The following is a 21,540-nucleotide window of genomic DNA, read 5'->3' as shown; positions in this document are numbered from 1 at the left end:
GCGCGGGTAGCTCAGGTCAGCCGGCTGGCAAGCGCGCGACCGAGGTCGTGGCCGGAGCGCCACGCTGTCTGTACCCGGGGTGGCGCACCGTACGCGTCTCCGGCCAGCCCGATCCCCTCGTCGTCGAGGTGGAACCCGGCGGCGGAACCGGCGGTGGGCTGGGCGTACGTCCACCGGTGCAGGTGCACGTGTACCGCCGGTTCGGGCAGGGCGAGCAGGTCGCGTACGGCCGCCTCGACCGCCGGGGCGGCGGCGGTGGGCTGGGCGAGATGCCCGGCGGCGAAGTGCGCGGTGGTGTGCGCGACGAGCACGGGCTCCCGGTCACCTCGGCGGTCGCCGTCGTCGCAGACCAGGCGCAGCACCGGGTGGTCGTTGACGAACGCGCCCCGGAAGTCCGGCCAACGCCGGTGCGGGAACCGCAGCATCGCCGCCAGTGACGGTGACCAACGCTGGTTCCGCAGCGCCTCGGTGGCGGCGGTCAGGGCCGGGTCGAGCACCAACGCGGCCTGTGGCCCGGGCATCGCCAGTACCGCTGCCTGGCACCGCTGGCCGTCCACCGACGGTCCCGGGGCCACGTCGAGCACCAGCCGGTTCACCAGCACCGGCAGGTCCTGCGACAGGTGCTCGACAAGTGAACGGAGTCCGCCCGGCGCCGCCCACCGCATCGGGCCACGGACCTCGTGCCGCCCCTGCGCGCCGTACGCGACGAAGGTGTCCGTCCACTCCCGGACCAGCCCGGCGGCCTGCCACTGCGCCACCACCTCGGCGAAGTCCGGATCGCTGACGGTGAAGTAGGCCGCGCCCAGGTCGGCCGGACGCCCGTCGAACCGTTTGCTGGCCATCCGGCCACCGGCCACCTGGGCACGTTCCCTGAGCTGGACGGGCACGCCGGCCCGTTGCAGCTGCACCGCGCACGCCACACCGGCGATGCCGGCACCGACCACCACGACGCCGGTCCGCTCCGTAGTCACCCGGTGATCTTACGTACCGGTCCCTGCTGGCTCCGTCGTACCTGGCCGCTGGCCGGGCCGTCAAACATACCTAAAGCCATCGATGCTTCCGGAAGGTCTTCACAATCTCGCAACGGGTGCGTACCTTGACGGACATGTGGGAGCGCTTCCACGCAACTTGCTCGATATATCCGAGGAGCAGACCATGAGAACCCGACGCACGTCCGCCGTGGTCGGCGCGGTGACGGCACTCACCGTCGCCGCCACCGTCGGCGTGGGCGCGCTGCTGGCGGCGCCCGCCGCGGCTGCCGATTCCGCCTTCTACGTGGACCCGCAGACCAGCGCCGCCCGCTGGGTGGCGGCCAACCCGGGCGACTCCCGGGCCGCCGTGATCCGGGACCGGATCGCCAACGTGCCGCAGCCCCGCTGGTACACCACCACCAACACCTCGACCGTGCAGGGCGAGGTGAGCCAGTTCGTCGGCGCCGCCGCGGCAGCGGGCAAGATCCCGATCCTGGTGGTCTACAACATCCCCAACCGCGACTGCAGCAACCACAGCGGTGGCGGCGCGCCCAACCACAGCGCCTACCGTCAGTGGGTGGACCAGGTGGCGGCCGGCCTGCAGGGTCGACCGGCCACCATCATCCTGGAGCCCGACGTGCTCCCCATCATGACCAGCTGCATGGACGGCAACCAGCAGGCCGAGGTCCGGGCCTCGATGGCGTACGCCGGTAAGGCCCTCAAGCGCGGCTCGTCGGCGGCGAAGGTCTACTACGACATCGGCCACGGCGGCTGGCTCTCGGCCGGCGAGGCCGCCAACCGGCTGCTCGCCGCGGACATCGCCAACAGCGCCGACGGCATCTCGGTGAACGTGTCGAACTACCGCAGCACCGCCGGTGAGGTCTCCTACGCCAAGTCGATCATCGCGGCGACCGGGATCTCCCGCCTGAAGGCGGTCATCGACACCAGCCGTAACGGCAACGGTCCCGCCGGCTCGGAGTGGTGCGACCCGCCGGGACGGGCGATCGGCACGCCGAGCACCACCAACACCGGCGACTCGGCGATCGACGCCTTCCTCTGGGTCAAGCTGCCCGGCGAGGCCGACGGCTGCATCGCCGCCGCCGGTCAGTTCGTGCCGCAGCGGGCGTACGACCTGGCCATCGCGGCCGGGCCGCTGCCCACCACGCCGGCCCCCACCACCCCGGGGCCCACCACTCCCCCGCCGCCCACCACTCCTCCGCCGCCCAGCACCCCGCCGCCCGGTGGCGCCGGTTGCACGGTGACGTTCACCCCGAACACCTGGACCGGTGGCTTCACCGCCGAGATCCGGGTGACCAACCGCGGCAGCTCGGTGAACGGCTGGACCCTGGCCTTCACGGCCGGCTCCGGGGTACGGCTGAGCAACGGCTGGAACGGCGTCTGGAGCCAGTCCGGCGACCGGATCTCGGTCCGTAACGCCGACTGGAACGGCAGCCTGCCCAGCGGTGGCACCCTCAGCACCGGCTTCCAGGGCACCTACAGCGGCAGCAGCCTGCCGGCACCGAGCGGTTTCACCCTCAACGGCACCAACTGCACCTGATCGCACCTGCCTGGGCCCCTCGCCACCGCCTTCGGGCATCGGCGAGGGGCTCACGCCTGCGTCACCCTTGTCGGCTGATTCTCCGTCGGCTGTCGCCTCCGTCGGCTTCAGCGCCGGTGGCCGACGTCCGGTTCGCCGGCCCGGCCGACGCGTTACCGCTGCCCTCGGGCGGGAACGCGTGGAGCGACGAAGGAGGAGACCCATGACCACACAGTCGAATCCCCCGGCCTGGCAGCCGGGCGTGACCGGTGGCGGCACCCTCCCGTCGGGGCCGGGTGGCCGTACCGCGGCGCCCAGCGGCGACGGGCACGGTCCGCAACTCGGCCCGCCGACCGTGACGATCGGGGCCTACCCGGACTATCCCTCCGCCCAACGGGTGGTGGACCACCTGGCCGACAACCGGTTCCCGGTGGAACGCAGCGCGATCGTGGGCACCGATCTGACCCTGGTGGAGACCGTGCTGGGTCGGATGACGACCGCTCGTGCCGGTCTGATCGGCGCCGGCACCGGTGCCTGGTTCGGTCTGTTCATCGGCCTGTTGTTCGGCATCTTCACCGTCGGCAACTGGCTCGCGGTGATCCTGGCCGGCCTGGTCATCGGCGCGATCTGGGGCGCGGTGTTCGGCGCGGTCGCCCACGCCATGACGGGCGGCAAGCGCGACTTCACCTCGGCCAGTTCGCTGCGCGCCAACCAGTACGCCGTCATCGTCGACGCGGACGTCGCCGAACAGGCCCGTCAACTGCTGGGCCGACTGCACCTGGGTGGGCGCGCCCCGCAGACCGCAGGTTGACCTCAACCGGGCACGATTCCCACCGCCCCCGACCGGTACGGTCGGGGGCGGATCGTGCCCGCGACGGTCAGTCGGTGGCCAGGCGGGCGTGCAGATGCTCGTCGTGGCGCCGGCCGTCGCCGTAGCGGTGCGACTGCCGCAGGGTGCCTTCGGCCAGGTAGCCGGCCCGTTCGGCGACTCGGCAGGAGGCCGGGTTGCCCACCGCGTGACACAACTCGATGCGGTGCAGTCCGAGTTCGGCGAAGGCCCAGGCGGTGACGCGGGCGACCGCGGCCGAGGCGAGCCCTCGTCCGCGGGCCGCTGGCACCACCCAGTAGCCGATCGAGGCGTCCCCGTCGTGGATGCGGTGCAGCGACACCGAGCCGAGCAGCACGGCCGGATCGGTCGGATCGGCCAGCGCCAGCGCCACGTTCGTGCCGTTCGACCAGTCGGCGCGCCGCCGTACCCACTGTCGGGCGGCGTCCAGGTCGAGACCGTCGCCCTGGGGGTTCCACAGAGCGATCTCCGGGTCACCGAAGGCGTCGAGGGCGGCAGGGGCGTCGCCCTCCTGCCAGGGACGTAGCAGCAGGCCAGGGCCGGTCAGGTTCACCACGTCGGGCAGTGTGGCACACGCTCCTCGCGTACCACCGCTGGAATACGGTCACCGGTCCAAGGCTGTAATTCAAACCTTCAATATCTTCTCCCATGAGCCCTGCTGCCCGCTTTCCGGGCAGCAGTTCAGCGAGATAGTTCAAATTTTAGTTTGTGCTACCGTGGGGGCATGACCGAGAGCCTGAGCCCCGACCGCCTCGCCGCCTGGCGGGGGTACATCGAGGCCAGCCAGCGGTTGCTCACCCGGCTGGAGGAGGATCTGCGCGCCACCAGCAACCTGAGCCTCGCCGACTACCACGTGCTCGTGCTGCTCAGCGAGGTCCCCGGGCAGCGACTGCGGATGGGCGAGCTGGCCGAACGGCTGGTCTTCTCACCCAGCCGCCTGACGTACCAGATCTCCTCGATGCAACGGCGCGGCCTGGTGGCGCGGCAGCCGTGTGCACAGGACGGGCGGGGCAGCGAGGCGGTGCTCACCGCCGCCGGCCTGCTGGCCCTGCGCGAGGCCGCACCGCAGCACCTGCACTCGGTACGCACGCACCTGATGGACGACCTCGACGACGCCGAGATCGCCTGCCTGACCAGGATTTTCACCCGACTCGGCCAGCGGCTGCAGGCCACCGCCAGCCCCGCTCACAGCGACAGTTGAAGGAGCCTCCGATGCCCGCGATCACCGTCGACAACGTCCTCGTCCTGCCCCGACTGCCCCGGCTCGACGAGTCCACCACCACCATCCGCCCGGTCCGCCGGCTGACCACCGCGCCGAGCGGCTTCGAGGGCGAGGGCTTCCCGGTGCGCCGGGCCTTCGCCGGGGTACCGACCAGCGAACTGGACCCGTTCCTGCACCTGGACCAGATGGGCGAGGTCGAGTACGCCCCGGGCGAGCCGAAGGGCACCAGCTGGCACCCGCACCGGGGCTTCGAGACCGTCACCTACATCATCGACGGAATCTTCGAGCACCAGGACACGCACGGCGGTGGCGGCACCATCACCAACGGCGACACTCAATGGATGACGGCCGGCAGTGGCCTGCTGCACATCGAGGCGCCGCCGGAGCACCTGGTGGTCAGCGGCGGCCTGTTCCACGGCACCCAGCTCTGGGTCAACCTGCCCAAGGTGGCGAAGATGAGCCCACCGAAATACCAGGACATCCGGGGCAACCAGGCCGCTCTGCTCACCACGCCGGACGGCGGCGCGCTGATCCGGGTGATCGCCGGTGAGATCGCCGGACACCAGGGACCGGGCTCGACGTACACCCCGATCACCGTGACCCACGTGACGGTGGAGCCGGGGGCGCAGGTCGACCTGCCCTGGCGGCCCGACTTCAACGCCCTGGTCTACGTGCTGGGCGGGCGCGGCACGATCGGCGCCAACGGCCGTGGCGTACGCACCGGGCAGCTCGCGGTGCACGGCCCCGGTGACGCGCTGCGGTTGCGGGCCAACGCCCGGCAGGACAGCCGCACGCCGACGCTGGATCTGTACATCATGGGCGGTCAGCCGATCCGCGAGCCGGTCGCCCAGTACGGCCCGTTCGTAATGAACAGCCGTGACGAGTTGATCCAGGCCTTCGAGGACTACCAGGCCGGCCGGCTCGGGGTGATCCCGGCCGAGCGGCTGGCGCACACCGACGGCCAGGGTTCGCGACCCTGACCCGGTGACGACAGATGGGGGCGCCCGATGCGACCGGGGCGCCCCCGCTGGTCAGGAAACGGCGAATATCCCGGCCACACCGAGCACCACCATCACCAGTACGGCCAACAGCGCTCCCCGCTCCCCCTCCACCGCCTGCTCACGGTGTTCGGTCACAGCGCGCTCCGCCGGGCGCACCCGTACCGTGAGGGCGAGGCCATGCGGTACCGGTGGAGGATCAGAGAAAGACCAGGCGGGCGGCGAGGGCCACGAAGACCGTGCCGGCGATCCGGTTGAGCAGCGTGTCGACCCGGTGCCGCCGGTGCAGCCACTCCCCCAGCCGACCGGCGGCGAGCGCGATCACCGAGTCGACCAGCAGCCCCACCAGCACGAAGAGCAGCCCCAGCACCAGCAGTTGCACACCCGCGCCCCCGGCGTCGGCATCGACGAACTGCGGCAGGAAGGCCAGGTAGAACAGGACGATCTTGGGGTTGAGCAGGTTCGTCATGGTGGCACGCCAGAGCACCGTACGCAGCGGCACTACCGCACGCTCCTGGACCTCCGACGCCGACGAGGAGTCCAACCAGGCCCGGACACCGATGTAGACCAGGTAGGCGGCACCGACGTACTTGATCACGTCGAAGAGCACCGGCACCGCAGCCATCAGTGCCGCCAGGCCGAGCGAGACCAGCACGGTGTGCACCAGCATGCCCAGGGACATGCCGACCGACGCCACCAACCCGGCCCGGATGCCCTGGCTGACCGAGGTGGCCAGGATGTAGAGCATGTCCGGGCCGGGCGTCACGCAGATGACCAGCACCGCGACGAGGAAGACGGCCAACAGGCCAGGATCGATCAGCACAGACACCAACCACAGTGAACGGAGGTTCCGAAGAAAGGCACTACCTTGCCACATCCAACCGATCAAGAAACGCCGCCAGGTCCGCCAACGGGGAACCGGCCGCGAACGCCTGCCCAGCCAGCTCACAGGAGGTGAAGTGCGCGGAGCTATCGGTGAAGAGACGGTCGAAGCTGGCCGGGGCGACCGGGTCGGCGCCCTGCGGTGCCGGCAACAGCATCGCCACCCGGACCAGCCGCTCGTCCGCGTCGCCGGACGCCGCCAGCGCGCTCAGCCGGGACCGGAACTCGGCGTAGCCGAGGTGTTCGGCGCCGGCCTCGGCCAGCCGGGCAAAGATCTCCGCGTACCCGAGACCACCGGGTCGGAGCAGGTGCACCGTGCCGCCGGCCGCAGGTGCCGCACCGAGGACCGCGTCGGCCAGACAGCCGGCCAGCAGATCCACCGGCAGGTGGTCGGTGCGCGCCCCGGTCGGAAAGACCACCCCGGTACGCGCCGCCGCGTAGACCACCGAGTGCGCCAGTGACGCCCGGTTCGGCAGCCCGATCCGACGGTGCGGCCAGATCTCGCCGAGCCGGTAGACCACCGCGTCGACCCCGAAGCCGCGGGCCCGCTCCAGCAGGTGCTCGGCGACCAGCTTGGACTGGTCGTACCCGCCCGGCGGGAGCGGCTCGTCCAGTCCGGGCAACCGGTCCGGGCCGATCGGTGTCCCGGACGTGCCGCGCGCCGCGGCGGACAAGACGCTGAACGTGGAGAGCACGTGCAGCCGGCAGCCGGATCCGGCGGCGGCGAGCCGGACCAGCTCACCGGTGCCGAACACGTTGGGGCGCCGGTGGGCGCCGTAGTCGCGCAGAAAGTTGACCAGTGCACCGGCATGCACCACCGCGTCCACCGCGCCGGCCAGGGCCCGGAAGGCAGTGTCGTCGAGGCCGAGCAGCGGTGCGCCCAGGTCACCGGTGACCACCCGGACCCGCCCCTGCACCAGGGCGTGCTCCAGGGCGGTGAGCGCGTCGGTCAGCCCGTACGCCCGCAGCACCGCCACCAGCCGGGCCGCTCCGGCAGCCGGATCGGCCGCCCGGACCAGGCAGTGCAGCTCGACCTCCGGCCGGGTCACCAACTCGGCCAGTACGTGCGCGCCGACGAAACCGGTGACCCCGGTCAGCAGCAGCTGTCGGGCCACCGTCGGTGCCGGCGGCACGCCGGCACCGACCAGGTCGCTCGGGTCGGCGTCGCGGGCCAGCAGCCCGAGATCCACCGCTGCGCCGGTGTCGCTCTGCCCGCTACCCAGCAGCCGGGCCTGGGCCCGTACGGTGTCGGCCGCCAGCAGGTGGGCCAGGGACACCGGACCGGCCTGGCGCAGGCCGAGCAGTGCGGCGAGCTGGTGGGTGAGCAGCGAGGTGCCGCCGTAGTCGGCGAAGGGCACGCTGACCGAGACCTCGGCGCGGCCGAGCACCTCACACCAGGCCGAGGCGACCAGCTCCTCCGCCGGGCTGCCGGGCGCCTCCACCGGAGCACTGCCGGCGGCCGTCCGGGCCACCTGCTCCAGGGCGCGCCGGTCGAGTTTGCCGTGTGGGGTCAGCGGAATCTCGTCCACCACGGTCACCGCCCGGGGCACGGTCTCCGGGGGCAGCGACGCCCGCAGCCAGTCGACCAGGGTGGCCGGGGTGACGGTGTGGGACTCGTCGGACCGCAGACTCACGAAGGCTGCCAGGGACCGGGCGTCGCCCTCGCCCCGGACGATCACCGCGGCGCCACGTACCGCCGGGTGCGCGGCGAGGACCCGCTCCACCTCGGCCAGTTCGATGCGGACCCCGCCGACCTTGACCTGGTCGTCGCGGCGGCCGTCGAACATCAGCAGCCCGTCCGGGGTGTGGTGACCCAGGTCCCCGGTGCGGTAGAGCAGGTCACCGGCGATCTCGGGGAACGGGTTGGGCACGAAGGCCCGGGCCGTGCGCTCCGGATCACCGAGATAGCCGGCGCCGACGCAGAGGCCACCGATGTAGATCTCGCCGACGGTCTCCGGGGGCACTGGGCGACGTGCGTCGTCGAGCACCACGGCGGCGGTGTTGCCGATGGCGGTGCCGAGGGGGATTCGGCCGGTGACCTCGGTGATCTCGTGGAAGACGGAGCCGATCGAGCACTCGGTCGGGCCGAAGGTGTTGGTCACCCTCAGGTCGGGCAGGAGCTTCCAGAGGCGGTCGAGCACCGCACCGTTGGCTTCCTCGCCACCGATCAGCATCCGGCGCAGACCGGCCAGTTCGGCGCAGAGGTCGGCCCGGAGTTCGAGGAGGCTGACCAGTGCGCCGAGCACCGAGGGGACGAAGTCGGTGATGGTCACCGCGTACCGGCCGAGGATGTGGCAGGTCTGCTCCAGGTCCAGGATGCCCTGCCGGTCGGGCAGGACCACCTGGCCGCCGGTGGTCAACGGCCAGAGCAGTTGCCACATCGAGGAGTCGAAGGTCGGCTTGCTGTTCTGCAACACGATTTGCTCGGCGCCGTCACCGAAGTGGTGTGACATTGCCGCGAGCCGGTTGACCAGACCCCGATGTCTGTTCAGTGCGCATTTGGGAGTGCCGGTGGAGCCGGAGGTGAAATACCCGTAAATCAGGTCGTCCGGGCCGGGGCGTGGGCCGGTCGGAGTTCCGCTCACCAATTGTGTGCGGTCAATTATCAGAACATGGTCGGCGGTGCCGAGGCCGACCAGTGCCGGTGCAGTGGCGGCCACGGCGAGGACGACCCGGGGCGAGAGTTGACGGAAGAGTTCGGCCAACCGGGACGCCGGCCAGCCCGGGTCGACCGGCACGAAGGGGGCACCGACCTTCATCGCCGCCAGCAGACCGATCGGAAACTCGACGCCCTCGGCGATGACCAGCGGGACGAAGTCACCGACGCCCACCCCGCGCTCGACCAGACTCTCGGCCAGCGCCTCGGCATGCTGGTTGAGCTTGCGAAACGTGAGGGTCTGGTCGCGGAAGCGGACGGCCGGCCGGTCCGGGGTCCGTGCCACCGTGGCCTCGAAGAGGTCGATGACCGAGCTTTCGGCCGGCACCGGCAGGATGGGCCCGAGACCAGCCCGGAGCGTAGAGGCGGGTCGTGGTGCGGATGATCGGGCGTCCAACGCTCGTCCCTTCTGCCGTGCCGCCGGCAGGTGTCGCCAGCGCGCACGGTCGAGGACCGGCGATTCACTGGGAATCGTCAGGCCATAGTGGATCTTGGTGTGATATGACCGAAATAATGGTTGCCGATCGTCGGCGAGGATTCGATTTACGCAAATCGAGTTACGTTTTAACATAGACCCGCTTGTCGCGACAGTCCTTGATGAGTGACGGATCAGGTTGCTAGGGTGTGCCGGCCCTGCCAGGAGCCCTTTCGGGCAGTGCTGCCCCATGACGAGAGGCACCGAACACATGCGACACGGGGACCTCGCCGACCAACGCGTCGGCGTCTTCCAGGCCGGTGGCCTCTCCAGTCTGGCCCTCGGTGTGTGGCTGCGGGAGCAGGGCGTGGCCAGTCACCACTACGTCGCCGACCTGGGACAGAGCGACCCGGACGAGATCGCCGACCTGGTCGCCTCGCTGCGCGACGCCGGCCTGCCGGCCAGCGTCGTCGACCTGCGCCCCCGGATGGCCGAGATCGGTCTCGACCTGCTGCGTTACCAGGCGCGACATGACGGCGGTTACTGGAACACCACCGGTGCGGCCCGGCTCGTCCTCGTCGAGCAACTGACCCCGGTGCTGCGGGCCGACGGCTGCACGGTGCTCGCGCACGGCTGCGTGGGCGGCGGCAACGACCAGCGTCGCTTCGCCGCGTACGCTCGGGAGTTCGCCCCCGACCTTCGGGTCTACGCCCCCTGGACCGACCCGGACGCCCTCGAGCGCTTCGCCGCCGGCCGGGGCGCCATGCTCAACGCGGTCAAAGACGCCGGCTTCTTCCTCGACCGGGGCAGCGACGCCGACCGCTCCACCGACGCCTGCCTCGCCGGCGCGTCGCACGAGTCCTCCGCCCTGGAGGATCTGGCCACCCCGGTCGACGCCGGCAGCCTGACACCTCGCTGGAGCGTCTATCCGAGCGAGGCACCGGCACAGGCCGAGACGGTCGCGGTCAGCTTCGACGCCGGCCGGGTCACCGATGTCGACGGCAGCGGTCCCGACCCGGTCGACGTGCTGCGTACCGCCCGGGATCTCGGCGCCCGGCACGGCGTCTGGTTGCGCGACGTGGTGGAACGCCGGATCATCGGCACCCGGTGCCGGGGCGTCTACGAGGCACCCGGGCTGGAGATCCTCGACACCGCCTGGCAGCGGGTGCTGGAGGTCTGCCTCGATCCGCACGCCCGAGGGCTCTACCAGTCGCTCGGGCCGGTGCTCGGCGCGGCGGTCTACGAGGCCCGCTACGCCAGTCCGGTCGCGGCGGCCGCCCGCGCGGCGATCGACGAGCTGGTCCGCCCGGCCACCGCCACGGTTCGGCTGGTCCTGCACCGGGGCACCGCCCGGGTCGCCGGCATCGACGCCCCCGGGGTCGGCCACGACCAGCAGACCCGCTTCGGCACCGGCGGCAACCGGTGGCGCGAGCCGATCGTCGGCCTGCGCTGACGGCATGTCACCGGCGCCTCGGCCCGGTCCCGCACCACCATCGAAGGCAGCGACAGGACAGGAGAGGTCCGTGCAGTACCGCAGGTTCGGTCGGTTGGGCTGGTCGGTAAGTGACGTCGGTTACGGCATGTGGGGCATCGCCGGTGGCGAGGGGGGTTGGAGCGGCGCCGACGACGCCACCGGCCACGCCGCCCTCGACGCGGCGGTCGAGGGGGGTTGCAACTTCTTCGACACCGCCTGGATCTACGGCCGCGGCCACAGCGAGGTGCTCCTCGGTGAGCTGCTGCGCCGGCATCCGGACCGCCGGCTCTACGTGGCCACCAAGATCCCGCCGAAGGACCGTAACTGGCCGTCCACCCGGGAGTCGAGGCTCGAGGACGTCTTCCCGGCCGACCACGTCCGGGAGTACCTGCACAAGAGCCTGGAGAACCTCGGCGTCGAGCGGATCGACCTGTTGCAGTTCCACGTCTGGGAGGACTCCTGGGCCGAGGATCCACGCTGGCAGGACATGGTGCGGGAGCTGCGCGAGTCGGGGTTGGTCACCGGGATCGGGCTCAGCCTCAACCGCTGGGAACCGTGGAACGGCATGGCCGCGATGCGTACCGGCCTGGTGGACGCCGTCCAGGTGATCTACAACATCTTCGACCAGGCCCCGGAGGACGAACTCTTCGGTCTCTGCCAGGAGCTGGACGTGGCGGTGATCGCCCGGGTGCCCTTCGACGAGGGGACGCTGACCGGCACCCTGACCATGGAGAGCACCTGGCCCGAGGGTGACTGGCGCAACAGCTACTTCGTGCCGGAGAACCTCGCCGCCAGCGTGGCGCGGGCCGAGGCGCTGGCCAAGGACGTACCGGACGGGATGACCATGCCGGAGCTGGCGCTGCGGTTCATCCTCGCGCACCCGACGGTCAGCACGGTCATCCCCGGCATGCGCAAGATCCATCATGTGCAGGCGAACCTGGCCACCAGTGACGCGCCCCCGCTGGAGGAGTCGGTACTGGCCCGGCTGCGCGAGCACCGCTGGGACCGCCAACCCACCGCCTGGTCCCAGTGAGCGGCACCCCGGTGATCGCCCTCTGGGCGGTGCCGCGCTCCCGCTCCACGGCGTTCCTGCGGATGCTGATCGAGCGCGGTGACCTGGCCGTCGTGCACGAACCCTTCTCCAACCTGGCGGCCGTGGGGCACTTCGACATCGACGGCGAGCGCGCCGCCAGCATCGGTGAACTCTTCGACCTGCTGCTCGCCCTCGGCCGGCGCAGCGGACAGCGGGTCTTCCTCAAGGAGACCACCGACTACCCCTACGACGAGATCCTGCGCGACCGGCGGCTCTACACCGACGTCACCAACACCTTCATGATCCGGGACCCGGCCGCCGTGGTCGCCTCGCACTACGCGATGAACCAGTCGGTCGAACGCGACGAGATCGGCTTCGAGCGACTGCACGGCATGGTCGAGGCGGTCCGCGCGGTCACCGGGGAGGTCCCGCTGGTGCTCGACGGCGACGAGGTGGCCGCCATACCGGAGGCGGCCACCGAGCGGTTCTGCCAGGTGACCGGGCTCCCGTACCGCCCGGAGGCGCTGCGCTGGCAGCCCGGCGAGCAGCAGGCCTTCGCGCGCACCCGGGCGTGGCACCGGGACGTGGAGGCGAGCAGCGGCTTCACCACCCGGACCACCCGCCACGAGGTACGCCCCGACAACGACCCCTGGCTGGCCGCGCTGGAGGCGTACCACCGGCCGTTCTACCAGGCGCTGCACGCGCTGCGGTTCTCGCCGCACCCGGCCTGAACAGCGCCCGGACTGCAGTCCCGACGACCTTCCACGGCCGGTGCCGGGTCACTCCTCGCTGGCGGCATGCAGGGCGTTCGCGGCCCTGACCCGACTGTGACGACAGATGGGGGCGCCCGATGCGACCGGGGCGCCCCCGCTGGTCAGGAAACGGCGAATATCCCGGCCACGCCGAGCACCACCATCACCAGTACGGCCAACAGCGCTCCCCGCTCCCCCTCCACCGCCTGCTCACGGTGTTCGGTCACAGCGCTTGTCGTCTCGCCGGGCATGGTGCGGCCTCCTCGAGGTAGGGGTGAATGCCGATCCAGCCCCTGGGTTACCCGAATGGGCCTGCGGAAACCCCCGTCGCGCCACTGGACAGCTCCAGTTCGCCCCACACCGTCAGCCCGCCCGGGTAGGCGAACGACGACCGGGGGGCGTAATAGCCCCAGGCGATGGTGAGCGGATTCTCCGGACGCAGCGCGTAGACCGGATGCTCCGGTTCGAGGAACTCCACCGACTCGATCTCGAACCCGCCTACCGGTTCGGAGATCACCGGATAGGTGCTGCTGACCACCTGCCCGTCCAGGGCGGTGAGGTAGCGGTGGTGGCCGTTGTGTGTGGTGGTGCCCGTTTCGCCGACGCGGGCCTGGGCCCGGATCACCGGTACCCCGCCGATCTCCGTCTCGGCCACCACCTTGTCGTGGTCCGACCTGATGGTGGTGCTGCCGGCCAGGGCGGGAGCGCCGCGGGCGAGGGCGTAGTCGCGGACCTGGTCGCTGGAGGCCACGTAATGGGTCCACCAGCCGCCCGGGGTCACCCCGTCCGGAGCGGGCACGTCGGCCAGGGTCACGCCGAGATAGGCAAGTGAGTACGAGCCGAACCCGGAGGTCTGGACGGGGTCGTCCACCACGTACTGGTTCATGAACACCTGCCGGTCCGGATGCGGTCGCAGGCCGGCCGGAACGAGCGCGGCCACCGCGTCGGGATCCGCCGGCAGCCAGCTGAAGTAGAGCGCGCGGCTGTTGACCACGAGGTGGGGAACGGCAGGATCGAGCACGGTGCCTCCGGACAGGGGATGTACCGCGACGCTACGGCTAGTCCCGTGGACGGGACAAGGGCGAAAACTCGACAGTCACCATCTTTCGCCATCCAAACCACCAACCTGTGTCCGATTCATGTCGTTAAGCGACCTAAAATCACTTAAAGACATCGTCCGTTCGGCTAGATTTCCGCTGCCCTATCAGGCTATGGTGACTCCCGAACGTACGAACAGCGCCTAACCGAAGCGTCACGTCTTTATCCGCGGACGAGGTGCAGGGAGGACCACCATGACCGCGCCAACGATCACCGAGCCGGCGACCGCGCCGACGACCGCGACGAAGCTCGACCCGCGAGCGCTCACCGACAGCGCCACCGACCTGCTCAACGCGATGGCCGCGCTACCCGCCGGGCACCCGTCCCGTGCCGCGCTGCGCGACCGGGCCATCGAGGCATGGCTGCCGCTGGCGAACCACCTCGCCCACCGCTACAGCGGCCGGGGCGAGCCGACCGACGACCTGGCCCAGACGGCGGCGGTCGGCCTGATCAAGGCCATCGACAAGTTCGACCCCACGCGCGGCGTCGACTTCGCCGGCTACGCGATCCCCACCATCATCGGCGAGCTCAAGCGCCACTTCCGCGACCGCACCTGGGACATCCGGGTCCCCCGGCGGCTGCAGGAGCTGCGCCTGGCCATCTCGGACGCGAACAGCTCGCTGCTGCAGACCCTGGGCCGCTCGCCGACGGTGGCGGACATCGCCGCCCACCTCAAGCTCACCGAGGAAGAGGTGCTGGAGGGCCTGGAGGGTGCCCGCGCCTACAACGCGGTGTCGCTGTCCACGCCCACCGGCGACGGCGACCGGGCGACCGAGCTCGGCGACATGCTCGGCGGCGAGGACAGCGAGTTCGAGCTGGCCGAGCTGCGGGTGGCGTTGGGACCGGCGCTGGCCACGCTTGACGAGCGCGAGCAGAAGATCCTGACGCTGCGCTTCTACGGAAACCTGACGCAGTCGCAGATCGCCGAGCAGATCGGCGTCTCGCAGATGCACGTGTCCCGGCTGCTGGCTCGGGCGCTGACGAAGCTGCGGGGGCAGCTCGACGGTACGTACTAGGAGGGGGTGGCGACGATGGCCGGGCCGGCGGGCCCGGCCATCGTCGTGTTCACGATCAGGCCGGCTGGCTGCCCGGTTCCCGCCACATCGGCCAGAACGGCGTGCCGTCCGGCAGCCGGAACGGCTCGGCGACCCGGTAACCGTGCCGGGCGTACAGATCCCGGCTGGTCTCGCTGCTCGCCTCCAGATAGGCCGGTACGCCGTTGGCGTCCAGCCAGGCATGGTGGTGCCGCAGCAACGCACTCCCGACACCCGTGCCCTGCCGGTCCGGCCGCACGGCCAGCATCGCCAGATGGTGGTGGTCGGCATGCGGGTGGTTCGCCGCGAACAACTCGTCGAGGTGGGCGAAGCGGGGCGTCCACTCCCCGCACGCGGCGGCCAGCCGGGCGTCGTAGTCCTCCGGCTCGGGCAGCGGATCGCCGACCGACGGCAGCCAGACGGCCACGCCGACCCGGTCCGCGGTGCCGAAGACCAGCCCGTGCCGCAGCGCGTGCGACACGACGATCTCGAACTGGGCGGCCAGCACCGCTTCCCGCTTGGCCTCGTCCGGCACCAGCCACCGGGTCGCGTCCAGCACCAGGAATGCCTCGGCGATCCGTTCGGCCACCCACCGGGCGTCAGCGGGGCCGAGACGATCGATGTCCGCCTGTGTCATCACCGCACCCCCGTCGTGGGCTGCACCGGATCGGTGCCCGCCGGCGGCAGCCCGACTACCGCGGCGGTGCTTTCCGCGCCCAGCCCGATCCGGGCGTACGTGTCGGGTCGGGTGCGCCGCAGCACCACGCCCCACAGCACACCGAGCGCGGCGGCGACCGGGTACGCCGCCGGGAAGAGCCAGCGCAGCGGCGAGTCGGGCTCCACGCCGAGCAGGTTGGCGAAGTTCTGCACCGCCAGCACGATGATCGCGAACAGCGCGATCGCGGCGATGCCGGGCGCGATCAGCCGCCGCCACAGGGTCTCCTGCTCACCGCTGCGCGCGAAGTACACGATGATCGCGATGGCGGTCGTCGCGATCAACAGCAGCACACCGAAGCCGCCACTGGTGCCCAGCCAGAAGAACAGTTGGAGCACCGGGTCCCAGCCGTTGACGGCGTACAGCAGGATCACCGCCAGGCCGAGCGTGCTCTGCGCCAGCGAGGCGGCCCGGGGCGCGCCGGTGACCGGCGAGGTCCGCCCGAACGCCGCCGGCAACACCCGCTCCCGGCCCAGCGCGAAGGCGTACCGGGCGGTCGTGTTGTGGAACGAGATCATGGCGGCCAGCACCGAGGTCAGGAAGAGCGCCTGGCCGATGGTGAGCACGGTGTCGCCCAGGTGCGCCCCGGCAAGGTTGAAGATCAGGTCGATGCTCTGGGCGCCGGCCTCCTCGACGATGCGGTCCGGCCCCACGGCGACCGTCATGCTCCACGAGGAGAGCGCGTAGACCACGCCGATGATCGCCACGGACAGGTAGGTCGCCATCGGCACGGTCCGCTTCGGGTCCTTGCTCTCCTCGCTGAACACCACCGCGGCCTCGAAGCCGACGAAACCCAGGATCGCCAGCACCAGGACCGCGCCGACCCCCGGCACGAAGAAGTTGTCAGGCGAGAAGGCCGCAAAGGTCGCGCCCCCGGCGGCCGGGTTGCTCAGCTGGCCCAGGTCGAACAGCACGATGATGGCGATCTCGGCGCAGAGCAGCGCGGCCAGCACCATGCCGTTGATGTCCACCCGGAGCAGGCCGAGGACCCCCACCAGCGCCCAGGCCATCAGCGCCACGATCCACCACTGCGGGGTGATGCCGAAGAGCCGGTCCAGCACCGGCGTGGCCGCCGCGCCGATGGTGCCGTAGAGCCCGACCTGCAACGCGTTGTAGGCCAGCAGCGCGACCCAGGCCGTACCCACCCCGGCGGGGCGGCCCAGGCCACGCGCGACGTAGGCGTAGAAGGCGCCGGCGTTGGCCATCCGACGGGCCATCGCCACGTAGCCGGCGGAGAAGATGGCCAGCACGGCGGCGACCGCCAGGAAGGCCAGCGGGATGCCGAGCACGCCGATGACCCCGTAGCCGGTGGTGACCACCCCGGCGACCACGGTCAGCGGCGCCGCCGCGGACAGGACGAAGAAGACCACGGAGGGTACGCCGAGGCGGCCACGGGCCAACGCCTCGGAGACGTTGCTTGGTCGCTGCGATGTCACTGTGGAGGACATGGGAGCTCCGGTGTGAGAGTGAGGGGTAGGGGGTGCCGGCTCAGGGAATGCCGCGCAGCACGGCCGCGCCCACAGCGGCCTCGGTGTGCGCCACGAGTTCCTTCAGCGGCGCCGGCAACGCGGGGATGATCAGATTGAGCCGGTGGTGTGCGCGGGGGCCGGCGCTCCACAGCACCTCCCGGGTCAACCCGGCGGAGGCGACGAGGCCGAGCAGCAGCGCGTCGGGCACGCTTGGCGGATCGGGGCGTTCCAGCACCGCGCGCAGCCGGGTGGCCGGCCAGGCGGCCACATTGGGGTCGATCGGTACGTAGCTGACGGTGGTGCGCAGCAGCCGGCGGCTCTCCTGCCGGCGTAGCGCGCCGGCTCGGGCGAGCCGCTCCCCCACCGCGGTCACCGCGGTCTGGGCGAGGAAGCTGAGCCAGGTGCGCACCGACTGGTGCTGGGCCTCACCGATCAGCTGGTCGAGCACGGTGTGCGCCAACGCGTCGGCGGGTGGACGGCGGTCGATCACGCCGACCTGGCCGTTGGCGACGGTGATGTGTCCGTAGAGGATCAGCTCACCGAGCAGGCCACCGGCCAGACCGAGGCCGGTGGCCGCCGGATGCAGCTTCGCCCTGCCCCGGATGTCGTTGTGCGCGATCAGGAAGAACTCGTCGGCGATGAGCACCGGTCCTCCCCCGAATCGCCGTCCATTGTGATCGCTAGCTCGGGGGCAAGCATGCACGTCGGACCCATTCAATGCAACTCCCGTTTTCGACAGTTGCACTCCGTGCTGATGCGACCTGCAGGTTTTCCCGTGACAGACTCGGAGGGTGACTGCGAGCCCCACTGTCCGACGCCGCCGCATCGCCCGGGAACTACGTCAATTGCGCGAACGCGCGGGAATGACCCTGGATGTCGCCGCCCGGCAACTGGACATGTCCAAGAGCAACCTGTCCCGCATCGAGAACGCCCAGATCGGCATCAAGCCGCGCGACGTCCGTGCCGCGCTGGCGCTGTACCAGGTGACCGGAAGCGACGCCGAGGCACTCATCGAGATCGCCCGTGGTGCCCAGCAACGCGGCTGGTGGCAGCACTACAGCGACGTACTGCCGGAGTGGTTCGAGTTCTACGTCGGCCTGGAGGCCGAGGCCGCCACCCTGCGCACGTACGAGGCCGAGGCGGTGCCCGGCCTGCTGCAGACCGAGGCGTACGCCCGGGAGGTCTATCGCCTGACCGCCGGCGAGGAGGACCTCGACCGCAAGGTCGCCGCCCGACTACGCCGACAGAACGTGCTGCGCGGCGATCAGCCGGTCGACCTGTCGGTGGTGTTGAACGAGTCCGTGTTGTTACGCCCGGTTAGCGATCGAGGCGTGATGGCGGGGCAACTGTCTCATTTGGAGGATGTCGCTCAGTTACCGAACGTCACTATCCAGGTACTGCCGTTCGAGGCCGGTGGTCATCCCGCGCTGAACTCCCCGTACGTGATCCTCACGTTCCCCGACGCCGCCGACGCCGCCGTGGTCTACCTGGAAAATCTCACGACAGGCCTGGCACTGGAGGAGGCTGCGCAGGTGCGCTCGTATAGCCTTGTGCACGAGAGGCTGCGCCAACTGGCGCTGGATCCGGCGGCATCCCTGGTCCGCCTCAAAGAGGCCTCTCGCTACTTTACGTGATCGCGTCGCCGCGATCACCCTGAGTATCGATGAAGGGATCGCGATGACCGCGCTCGACCTGTCCCGAGCGAAGTGGCGCACCAGCACCCGCAGTGTGGGCAACGGCAACTGCGTGGAGGTCGCCACACTCGACGGTCATGTCGCGGTGCGGGACAGCAAGGACCGCGGCGGACCGGTGCTGACGTTCCCACCGTCGGCCTGGACCGCCTTCGTCGGCGGCCTCCACGACGCCGACGGCCGCTGACCCGGCCCGCGCCGAGAGACGCACACCGACGTCGGACAGCGGCAGCCCTCACCGAGGGGTACTGCCGCTGTCCGACGTCGACCGTGAGCCACGTCGACGGCGTTTCACTCGGGCGGCGCACGGATCTCTCGCCGCGATGCCGCCGACACTCAGGACATCACTAGCGCAGCGACCGGAAACCGGCGCGCAGTTCCTCGGCGAAGACCTCCGGCTGCTCCCAGGCGGCGAAGTGCCCGCCCTTGTCCAGCCGGTGGTAGTAGACGAGATTCGGATACGCACGCTCGACCCAGCTGCGCGGGGCCTGGTACAGCTCGTCGGGGAAGGCGCTCACCGCAGCCGGTACGGAGACCCCCTTGGTGGCGAAGAAGGAGAGCGGGTTCTCCGCGTACAGGCGCGACGCGGAGACCGCCGTGTTCGTCAGCCAGTAGAGCGTGATGTTGTCCAGGACGTCGTCGCGGGTGAGGCCGACCTGACGCCCGGCGAACGCCTGCGAGATCAGATCCAGGCTACGGGCGTCGTGGTCGAGCAGGAACGCCGCCAGGCCCACAGGTGAATCCGCCAGCGCGGTGAGCGTCTGCGGCCGGGTCGCCATCATCAGGGCGTACGCGACGTGCTTCCACACGAAGTCCAACTGCTCGCTGGCGTGCCTCTCCTCGGCACTGAGACCGGCCGGCAGGGAGCCGAGCGCGTTGGTCGCCCCGGAGATGTCGGACTGGAACAACGCGTCGAGGTCTGGTGGCACCGCGCCGGGCATGTTGGTGTGGATGCCGAGCAGCTCCGCCGGCGCCTGCACCCCCATCAGGTCGGTGATGATCGCGCCCCAGTCGCCGCCCTGGGCGACGAACCGGGTGTAGCCGAGCCGCCTCATCAGTTCCGTCCAGGCGCGGGCGACATGCTCGGGTCCCCACCCCGGCACCGACGGCTTGCCGGAGAAGCCGTGGCCGGGCAACGACGGGATCACCAGGTGGAAGGCGTCGGACTCGGATGCGCCGTACGCCGTCGGATCGGTGAGCGGCCCGATGATCTTCAGCTGCTCGATCACGGACCCGGGCCAGCCGTGCGTGACGATCAGCGGTAGCGCATCCTCGTGCCGGGACCGGACGTGGATGAAGTGGATGTCCAGGCCGTCGATCTCGGTCAGGAACTGCGGCAGGTCGTTCAGTCTCGCCTCGACCTTGCGCCAGTCGTACTCGTTCTCCCAGTAACGCGCGAGTGCCTGGATGGTGGCCAGCGGCACGCCCTGCGACTGGTCGTCGACGGTCTCCTTCTCCGGCCAGCGGGTGGCCGCGATGCGCCTGCGCAACGCGTCGAGCTCCGCCTCGGGAATCTGCACCGTGAACGGCCGGATCTGCTCGGTGCGTACCGGCGCTTCGATCTTGACAGCCATGCAGGCCTCCTGTCCCCGTCGATCAGGATCACGCAGGTGGGATCGCCGACCGTCGCCCTTCGCCGGCGCGCATCCCGCAGACGGCGGCTGTCTCGGCCAGGCCGGTTGTCGAGAACCAGACCGCCTCAGCCCAACACTAGGTCTCACCGCCGTGACGGCGAGCGCCCTCGGAGCAACGTCCCGTCCGTGCCCGCTCACGGTGTTCGGCGGGATGCCGCAAGCGGTACCGCCCTGTGGGCGGCTCAGCCCTCGTCGATCACGTCCGCGACGACGACAGTGACGTTGTCCGGTCCACCGGCCCGCAACGCGAGGTCGATCAGCCGGCGCGCGCACTGCTGACGGTCCGGATATTCGGCCAGCACCTCGGCCAGGGTCTCGGCGCTCACGACGTTTGACAACCCGTCGCTGCACAGCAGCCAGCGGTCGCCGGCCCAGGGCAGCATGGTCGCGTACGTCGGTGAGACCTCCTCGCCCTGCAACGCCTGGGTGACCACGGCCCGGCGGGGGTGGCTGCCGGCCTGGTCGGGGGTGATCAGGCCCTGGTCGACGAGCATCTGCACGAAGGTGTCGTCCCGGGTGATCTGCTTGAGCACGCCCTCGCGGAACAGGTAGGCCCGGGAGTCGCCCACGTGCGCCAACGCCAGGCAGCTGCCGGTACGCGCGAACAGCAGCGCGGTCAGTGTGGTGCCCATCCCCTGCCGCTGCGGATCCTCGGCGACCGCCTGGCGGATCCGGTTGGTGGCCAACTGGATGCCGCTCTGCAACGCGGCGACCAACGCGTGCTCGGGAGTCTCCACGTCCAGCGGTGCCATCGCCTCGATGGCGATCGAACTGGCCAGGTCGCCAGCGGCCATGCCGCCCATGCCGTCGGCGACCGCGACCAGCCAGGCACCGGCGTGCAGGGCGTCCTGGTTACCGCTGCGGATCAGCCCACAGTCGCTCGTTCCGGCAGAACGTAGCTTCAGGGTCATGGGACGCAGCCTGCCAGGCGAAGGGCGCGGTTGTCTCTAGGAGATCGGGACGACCGGGCGTGGCGCGGCGAATCTCACTGGCGAGCGCCCCTGAAGAAGATCGGGTGCGATCGATTGACACGGTCGGCTGTGCCTGGAAACATGCCCGATACCTGGGAGCGCTCCCAGCTTCTTCTTCGCCACCATTCGCCCGTCCCCCGT

General features: G+C 70.7%; 21 protein-coding genes. 10 read left to right on the top strand and 11 right to left on the bottom strand.

Annotated elements, in window-relative coordinates:
* Positions 1–11: 11 nt before the first annotated feature.
* Positions 12–971: an NAD(P)/FAD-dependent oxidoreductase gene (locus VAB18032_RS09705; protein WP_013732631.1), complete on the bottom strand. Its 960-nt coding sequence runs from the start codon at positions 969–971 to the stop codon at positions 12–14.
* Positions 972–1,155: 184 nt separating this feature from the next.
* Between VAB18032_RS09705 and VAB18032_RS09700 the strand changes: the two genes are divergently transcribed.
* Positions 1,156–2,529, top strand: a complete 1,374-nt coding sequence (locus VAB18032_RS09700) for a glycoside hydrolase family 6 protein (protein WP_013732630.1) — start codon at positions 1,156–1,158, stop codon at positions 2,527–2,529.
* A gap of 202 nt (positions 2,530–2,731) precedes the next feature.
* Positions 2,732–3,319: a general stress protein gene (locus VAB18032_RS09695; protein ID WP_013732629.1), complete on the top strand. Its 588-nt coding sequence runs from the start codon at positions 2,732–2,734 to the stop codon at positions 3,317–3,319.
* A 67-nt stretch (positions 3,320–3,386) separates the two neighbouring features.
* Here the strand turns inward: VAB18032_RS09695 and VAB18032_RS09690 are convergent, their stop codons facing one another.
* Positions 3,387–3,911 (bottom strand): GNAT family N-acetyltransferase, encoded by a 525-nt coding sequence (locus VAB18032_RS09690; protein ID WP_013732628.1) that lies wholly within the window; start codon positions 3,909–3,911, stop codon positions 3,387–3,389.
* A 168-nt stretch (positions 3,912–4,079) separates the two neighbouring features.
* Between VAB18032_RS09690 and VAB18032_RS09685 the strand changes: the two genes are divergently transcribed.
* Together VAB18032_RS09685 and VAB18032_RS09680 are read left to right on the top strand one after the other, a co-directional pair.
* Positions 4,080–4,556, top strand: a complete 477-nt coding sequence (locus VAB18032_RS09685) for a MarR family winged helix-turn-helix transcriptional regulator (protein WP_013732627.1) — start codon at positions 4,080–4,082, stop codon at positions 4,554–4,556.
* An 11-nt stretch (positions 4,557–4,567) separates the two neighbouring features.
* Positions 4,568–5,557, top strand: a complete 990-nt coding sequence (locus VAB18032_RS09680) for a pirin family protein (protein ID WP_013732626.1) — start codon at positions 4,568–4,570, stop codon at positions 5,555–5,557.
* Positions 5,558–5,774: 217 nt separating this feature from the next.
* On the opposite strand, the gene VAB18032_RS09675 is transcribed toward VAB18032_RS09680, so the two are convergent.
* A complete protein-coding gene (locus tag VAB18032_RS09675) occupies positions 5,775–6,404 on the bottom strand; it encodes a LysE family translocator (protein WP_198408927.1) in 630 nt (209 codons plus the stop codon).
* A 34-nt stretch (positions 6,405–6,438) separates the two neighbouring features.
* Positions 6,439–9,441: a non-ribosomal peptide synthetase gene (locus tag VAB18032_RS09670; RefSeq protein ID WP_013732623.1), complete on the bottom strand. Its 3,003-nt coding sequence runs from the start codon at positions 9,439–9,441 to the stop codon at positions 6,439–6,441.
* Between the two features lie 337 nt (positions 9,442–9,778).
* Here VAB18032_RS09670 and VAB18032_RS09665 point away from each other — a divergent pair, with 337 nt between their 5' ends.
* From VAB18032_RS09665 to VAB18032_RS09655, 3 genes are all read left to right on the top strand, one after another.
* Positions 9,779–10,981: an argininosuccinate synthase domain-containing protein gene (locus VAB18032_RS09665; protein ID WP_081476067.1), complete on the top strand. Its 1,203-nt coding sequence runs from the start codon at positions 9,779–9,781 to the stop codon at positions 10,979–10,981.
* A 70-nt stretch (positions 10,982–11,051) separates the two neighbouring features.
* The gene (locus tag VAB18032_RS09660) at positions 11,052–12,035 is read left to right on the top strand and encodes an aldo/keto reductase (protein ID WP_013732621.1); all 984 of its coding nucleotides are present in this window, start codon (positions 11,052–11,054) and stop codon (positions 12,033–12,035) included.
* Entirely contained in the window at positions 12,032–12,766 is a 735-nt protein-coding gene (locus VAB18032_RS09655) for a sulfotransferase-like domain-containing protein (protein ID WP_013732620.1), read from the top strand. The genes VAB18032_RS09660 and VAB18032_RS09655 overlap by 4 nt, the downstream gene beginning before the upstream one ends.
* A gap of 143 nt (positions 12,767–12,909) precedes the next feature.
* Here the strand turns inward: VAB18032_RS09655 and VAB18032_RS33170 are convergent, their stop codons facing one another.
* Together VAB18032_RS33170 and VAB18032_RS09650 are read right to left on the bottom strand one after the other, a co-directional pair.
* Entirely contained in the window at positions 12,910–13,038 is a 129-nt protein-coding gene (locus VAB18032_RS33170; protein ID WP_013732619.1) for a hypothetical protein, read from the bottom strand.
* Between the two features lie 47 nt (positions 13,039–13,085).
* Positions 13,086–13,808 carry an acetoacetate decarboxylase family protein gene (locus VAB18032_RS09650; protein WP_013732618.1) on the bottom strand — a complete coding sequence of 241 codons (723 nt, stop codon included), beginning with the start codon at positions 13,806–13,808 and terminating at the stop codon, positions 13,086–13,088.
* Positions 13,809–14,079: 271 nt separating this feature from the next.
* On the opposite strand from VAB18032_RS09650, the gene VAB18032_RS09645 reads away from it, so the two are divergent.
* Entirely contained in the window at positions 14,080–14,901 is an 822-nt protein-coding gene (locus tag VAB18032_RS09645; protein WP_013732617.1) for a SigB/SigF/SigG family RNA polymerase sigma factor, read from the top strand.
* A 55-nt stretch (positions 14,902–14,956) separates the two neighbouring features.
* Here VAB18032_RS09645 and VAB18032_RS09640 read toward each other — a convergent pair whose 3' ends face one another.
* Genes VAB18032_RS09640 through VAB18032_RS09630 form a run of 3 tightly spaced genes read right to left on the bottom strand, consistent with a single transcriptional unit; the run spans position 14,957 to position 17,749 of the window.
* Positions 14,957–15,556: a GNAT family N-acetyltransferase gene (locus VAB18032_RS09640; protein WP_013732616.1), complete on the bottom strand. Its 600-nt coding sequence runs from the start codon at positions 15,554–15,556 to the stop codon at positions 14,957–14,959.
* Positions 15,556–17,082, bottom strand: a complete 1,527-nt coding sequence (locus VAB18032_RS09635; RefSeq protein WP_043720233.1) for an APC family permease — start codon at positions 17,080–17,082, stop codon at positions 15,556–15,558. The genes VAB18032_RS09640 and VAB18032_RS09635 overlap by 1 nt, the downstream gene beginning before the upstream one ends.
* A 40-nt stretch (positions 17,083–17,122) precedes the next feature.
* On the bottom strand, positions 17,123–17,749 hold the full coding sequence (locus VAB18032_RS09630) for a GOLPH3/VPS74 family protein (protein WP_013732614.1): 627 nt from the start codon (positions 17,747–17,749) through the stop codon (positions 17,123–17,125).
* Between the two features lie 145 nt (positions 17,750–17,894).
* Between VAB18032_RS09630 and VAB18032_RS09625 the strand changes: the two genes are divergently transcribed.
* Positions 17,895–18,737, top strand: a complete 843-nt coding sequence (locus VAB18032_RS09625) for a helix-turn-helix domain-containing protein (protein ID WP_043720230.1) — start codon at positions 17,895–17,897, stop codon at positions 18,735–18,737.
* A 43-nt stretch (positions 18,738–18,780) separates the two neighbouring features.
* The gene (locus VAB18032_RS09620; protein ID WP_013732612.1) at positions 18,781–18,981 is read left to right on the top strand and encodes a DUF397 domain-containing protein; all 201 of its coding nucleotides are present in this window, start codon (positions 18,781–18,783) and stop codon (positions 18,979–18,981) included.
* Between the two features lie 160 nt (positions 18,982–19,141).
* Here the strand turns inward: VAB18032_RS09620 and VAB18032_RS09615 are convergent, their stop codons facing one another.
* Positions 19,142–20,368: an epoxide hydrolase family protein gene (locus VAB18032_RS09615; protein ID WP_013732611.1), complete on the bottom strand. Its 1,227-nt coding sequence runs from the start codon at positions 20,366–20,368 to the stop codon at positions 19,142–19,144.
* Between the two features lie 242 nt (positions 20,369–20,610).
* The gene (locus VAB18032_RS09610; RefSeq protein WP_013732610.1) at positions 20,611–21,339 is read right to left on the bottom strand and encodes a PP2C family protein-serine/threonine phosphatase; all 729 of its coding nucleotides are present in this window, start codon (positions 21,337–21,339) and stop codon (positions 20,611–20,613) included.
* Between the last annotated feature and the right edge of the window lie 201 nt (positions 21,340–21,540).

Origin of the sequence: Micromonospora maris AB-18-032 (assembly GCF_000204155.1) — a bacterium.
GTDB classification, from domain to species: domain Bacteria; phylum Actinomycetota; class Actinomycetes; order Mycobacteriales; family Micromonosporaceae; genus Micromonospora; species Micromonospora gifhornensis.
This window is presented reverse-complemented; position numbering and strand designations above follow the sequence as displayed.

What these genes read in the sequence shown, in the direction of transcription:
- VAB18032_RS09700 (WP_013732630.1), top strand. Translation starts at nt 1,156, where the DNA reads ATGAGAACCCGACGCACGTCCGCCGTGGTCGGCGCGGTGACGGCACTC.
- VAB18032_RS09695 (WP_013732629.1), top strand. Translation starts at nt 2,732, where the DNA reads ATGACCACACAGTCGAATCCCCCGGCCTGGCAGCCGGGCGTGACCGGT.
- VAB18032_RS09685 (WP_013732627.1), top strand. Translation starts at nt 4,080, where the DNA reads ATGACCGAGAGCCTGAGCCCCGACCGCCTCGCCGCCTGGCGGGGGTAC.
- VAB18032_RS09680 (WP_013732626.1), top strand. Translation starts at nt 4,568, where the DNA reads ATGCCCGCGATCACCGTCGACAACGTCCTCGTCCTGCCCCGACTGCCC.
- VAB18032_RS09665 (WP_081476067.1), top strand. Translation starts at nt 9,779, where the DNA reads ATGACGAGAGGCACCGAACACATGCGACACGGGGACCTCGCCGACCAA.
- VAB18032_RS33170 (WP_013732619.1), bottom strand. Translation starts at nt 13,038, where the DNA reads ATGCCCGGCGAGACGACAAGCGCTGTGACCGAACACCGTGAGCAGGCG.
- VAB18032_RS09645 (WP_013732617.1), top strand. Translation starts at nt 14,080, where the DNA reads ATGACCGCGCCAACGATCACCGAGCCGGCGACCGCGCCGACGACCGCG.
- VAB18032_RS09640 (WP_013732616.1), bottom strand. Translation starts at nt 15,556, where the DNA reads ATGACACAGGCGGACATCGATCGTCTCGGCCCCGCTGACGCCCGGTGG.
- VAB18032_RS09635 (WP_043720233.1), bottom strand. Translation starts at nt 17,082, where the DNA reads ATGTCCTCCACAGTGACATCGCAGCGACCAAGCAACGTCTCCGAGGCG.
- VAB18032_RS09620 (WP_013732612.1), top strand. Translation starts at nt 18,781, where the DNA reads ATGACCGCGCTCGACCTGTCCCGAGCGAAGTGGCGCACCAGCACCCGC.
- VAB18032_RS09615 (WP_013732611.1), bottom strand. Translation starts at nt 20,368, where the DNA reads ATGGCTGTCAAGATCGAAGCGCCGGTACGCACCGAGCAGATCCGGCCG.
- VAB18032_RS09610 (WP_013732610.1), bottom strand. Translation starts at nt 21,339, where the DNA reads ATGACCCTGAAGCTACGTTCTGCCGGAACGAGCGACTGTGGGCTGATC.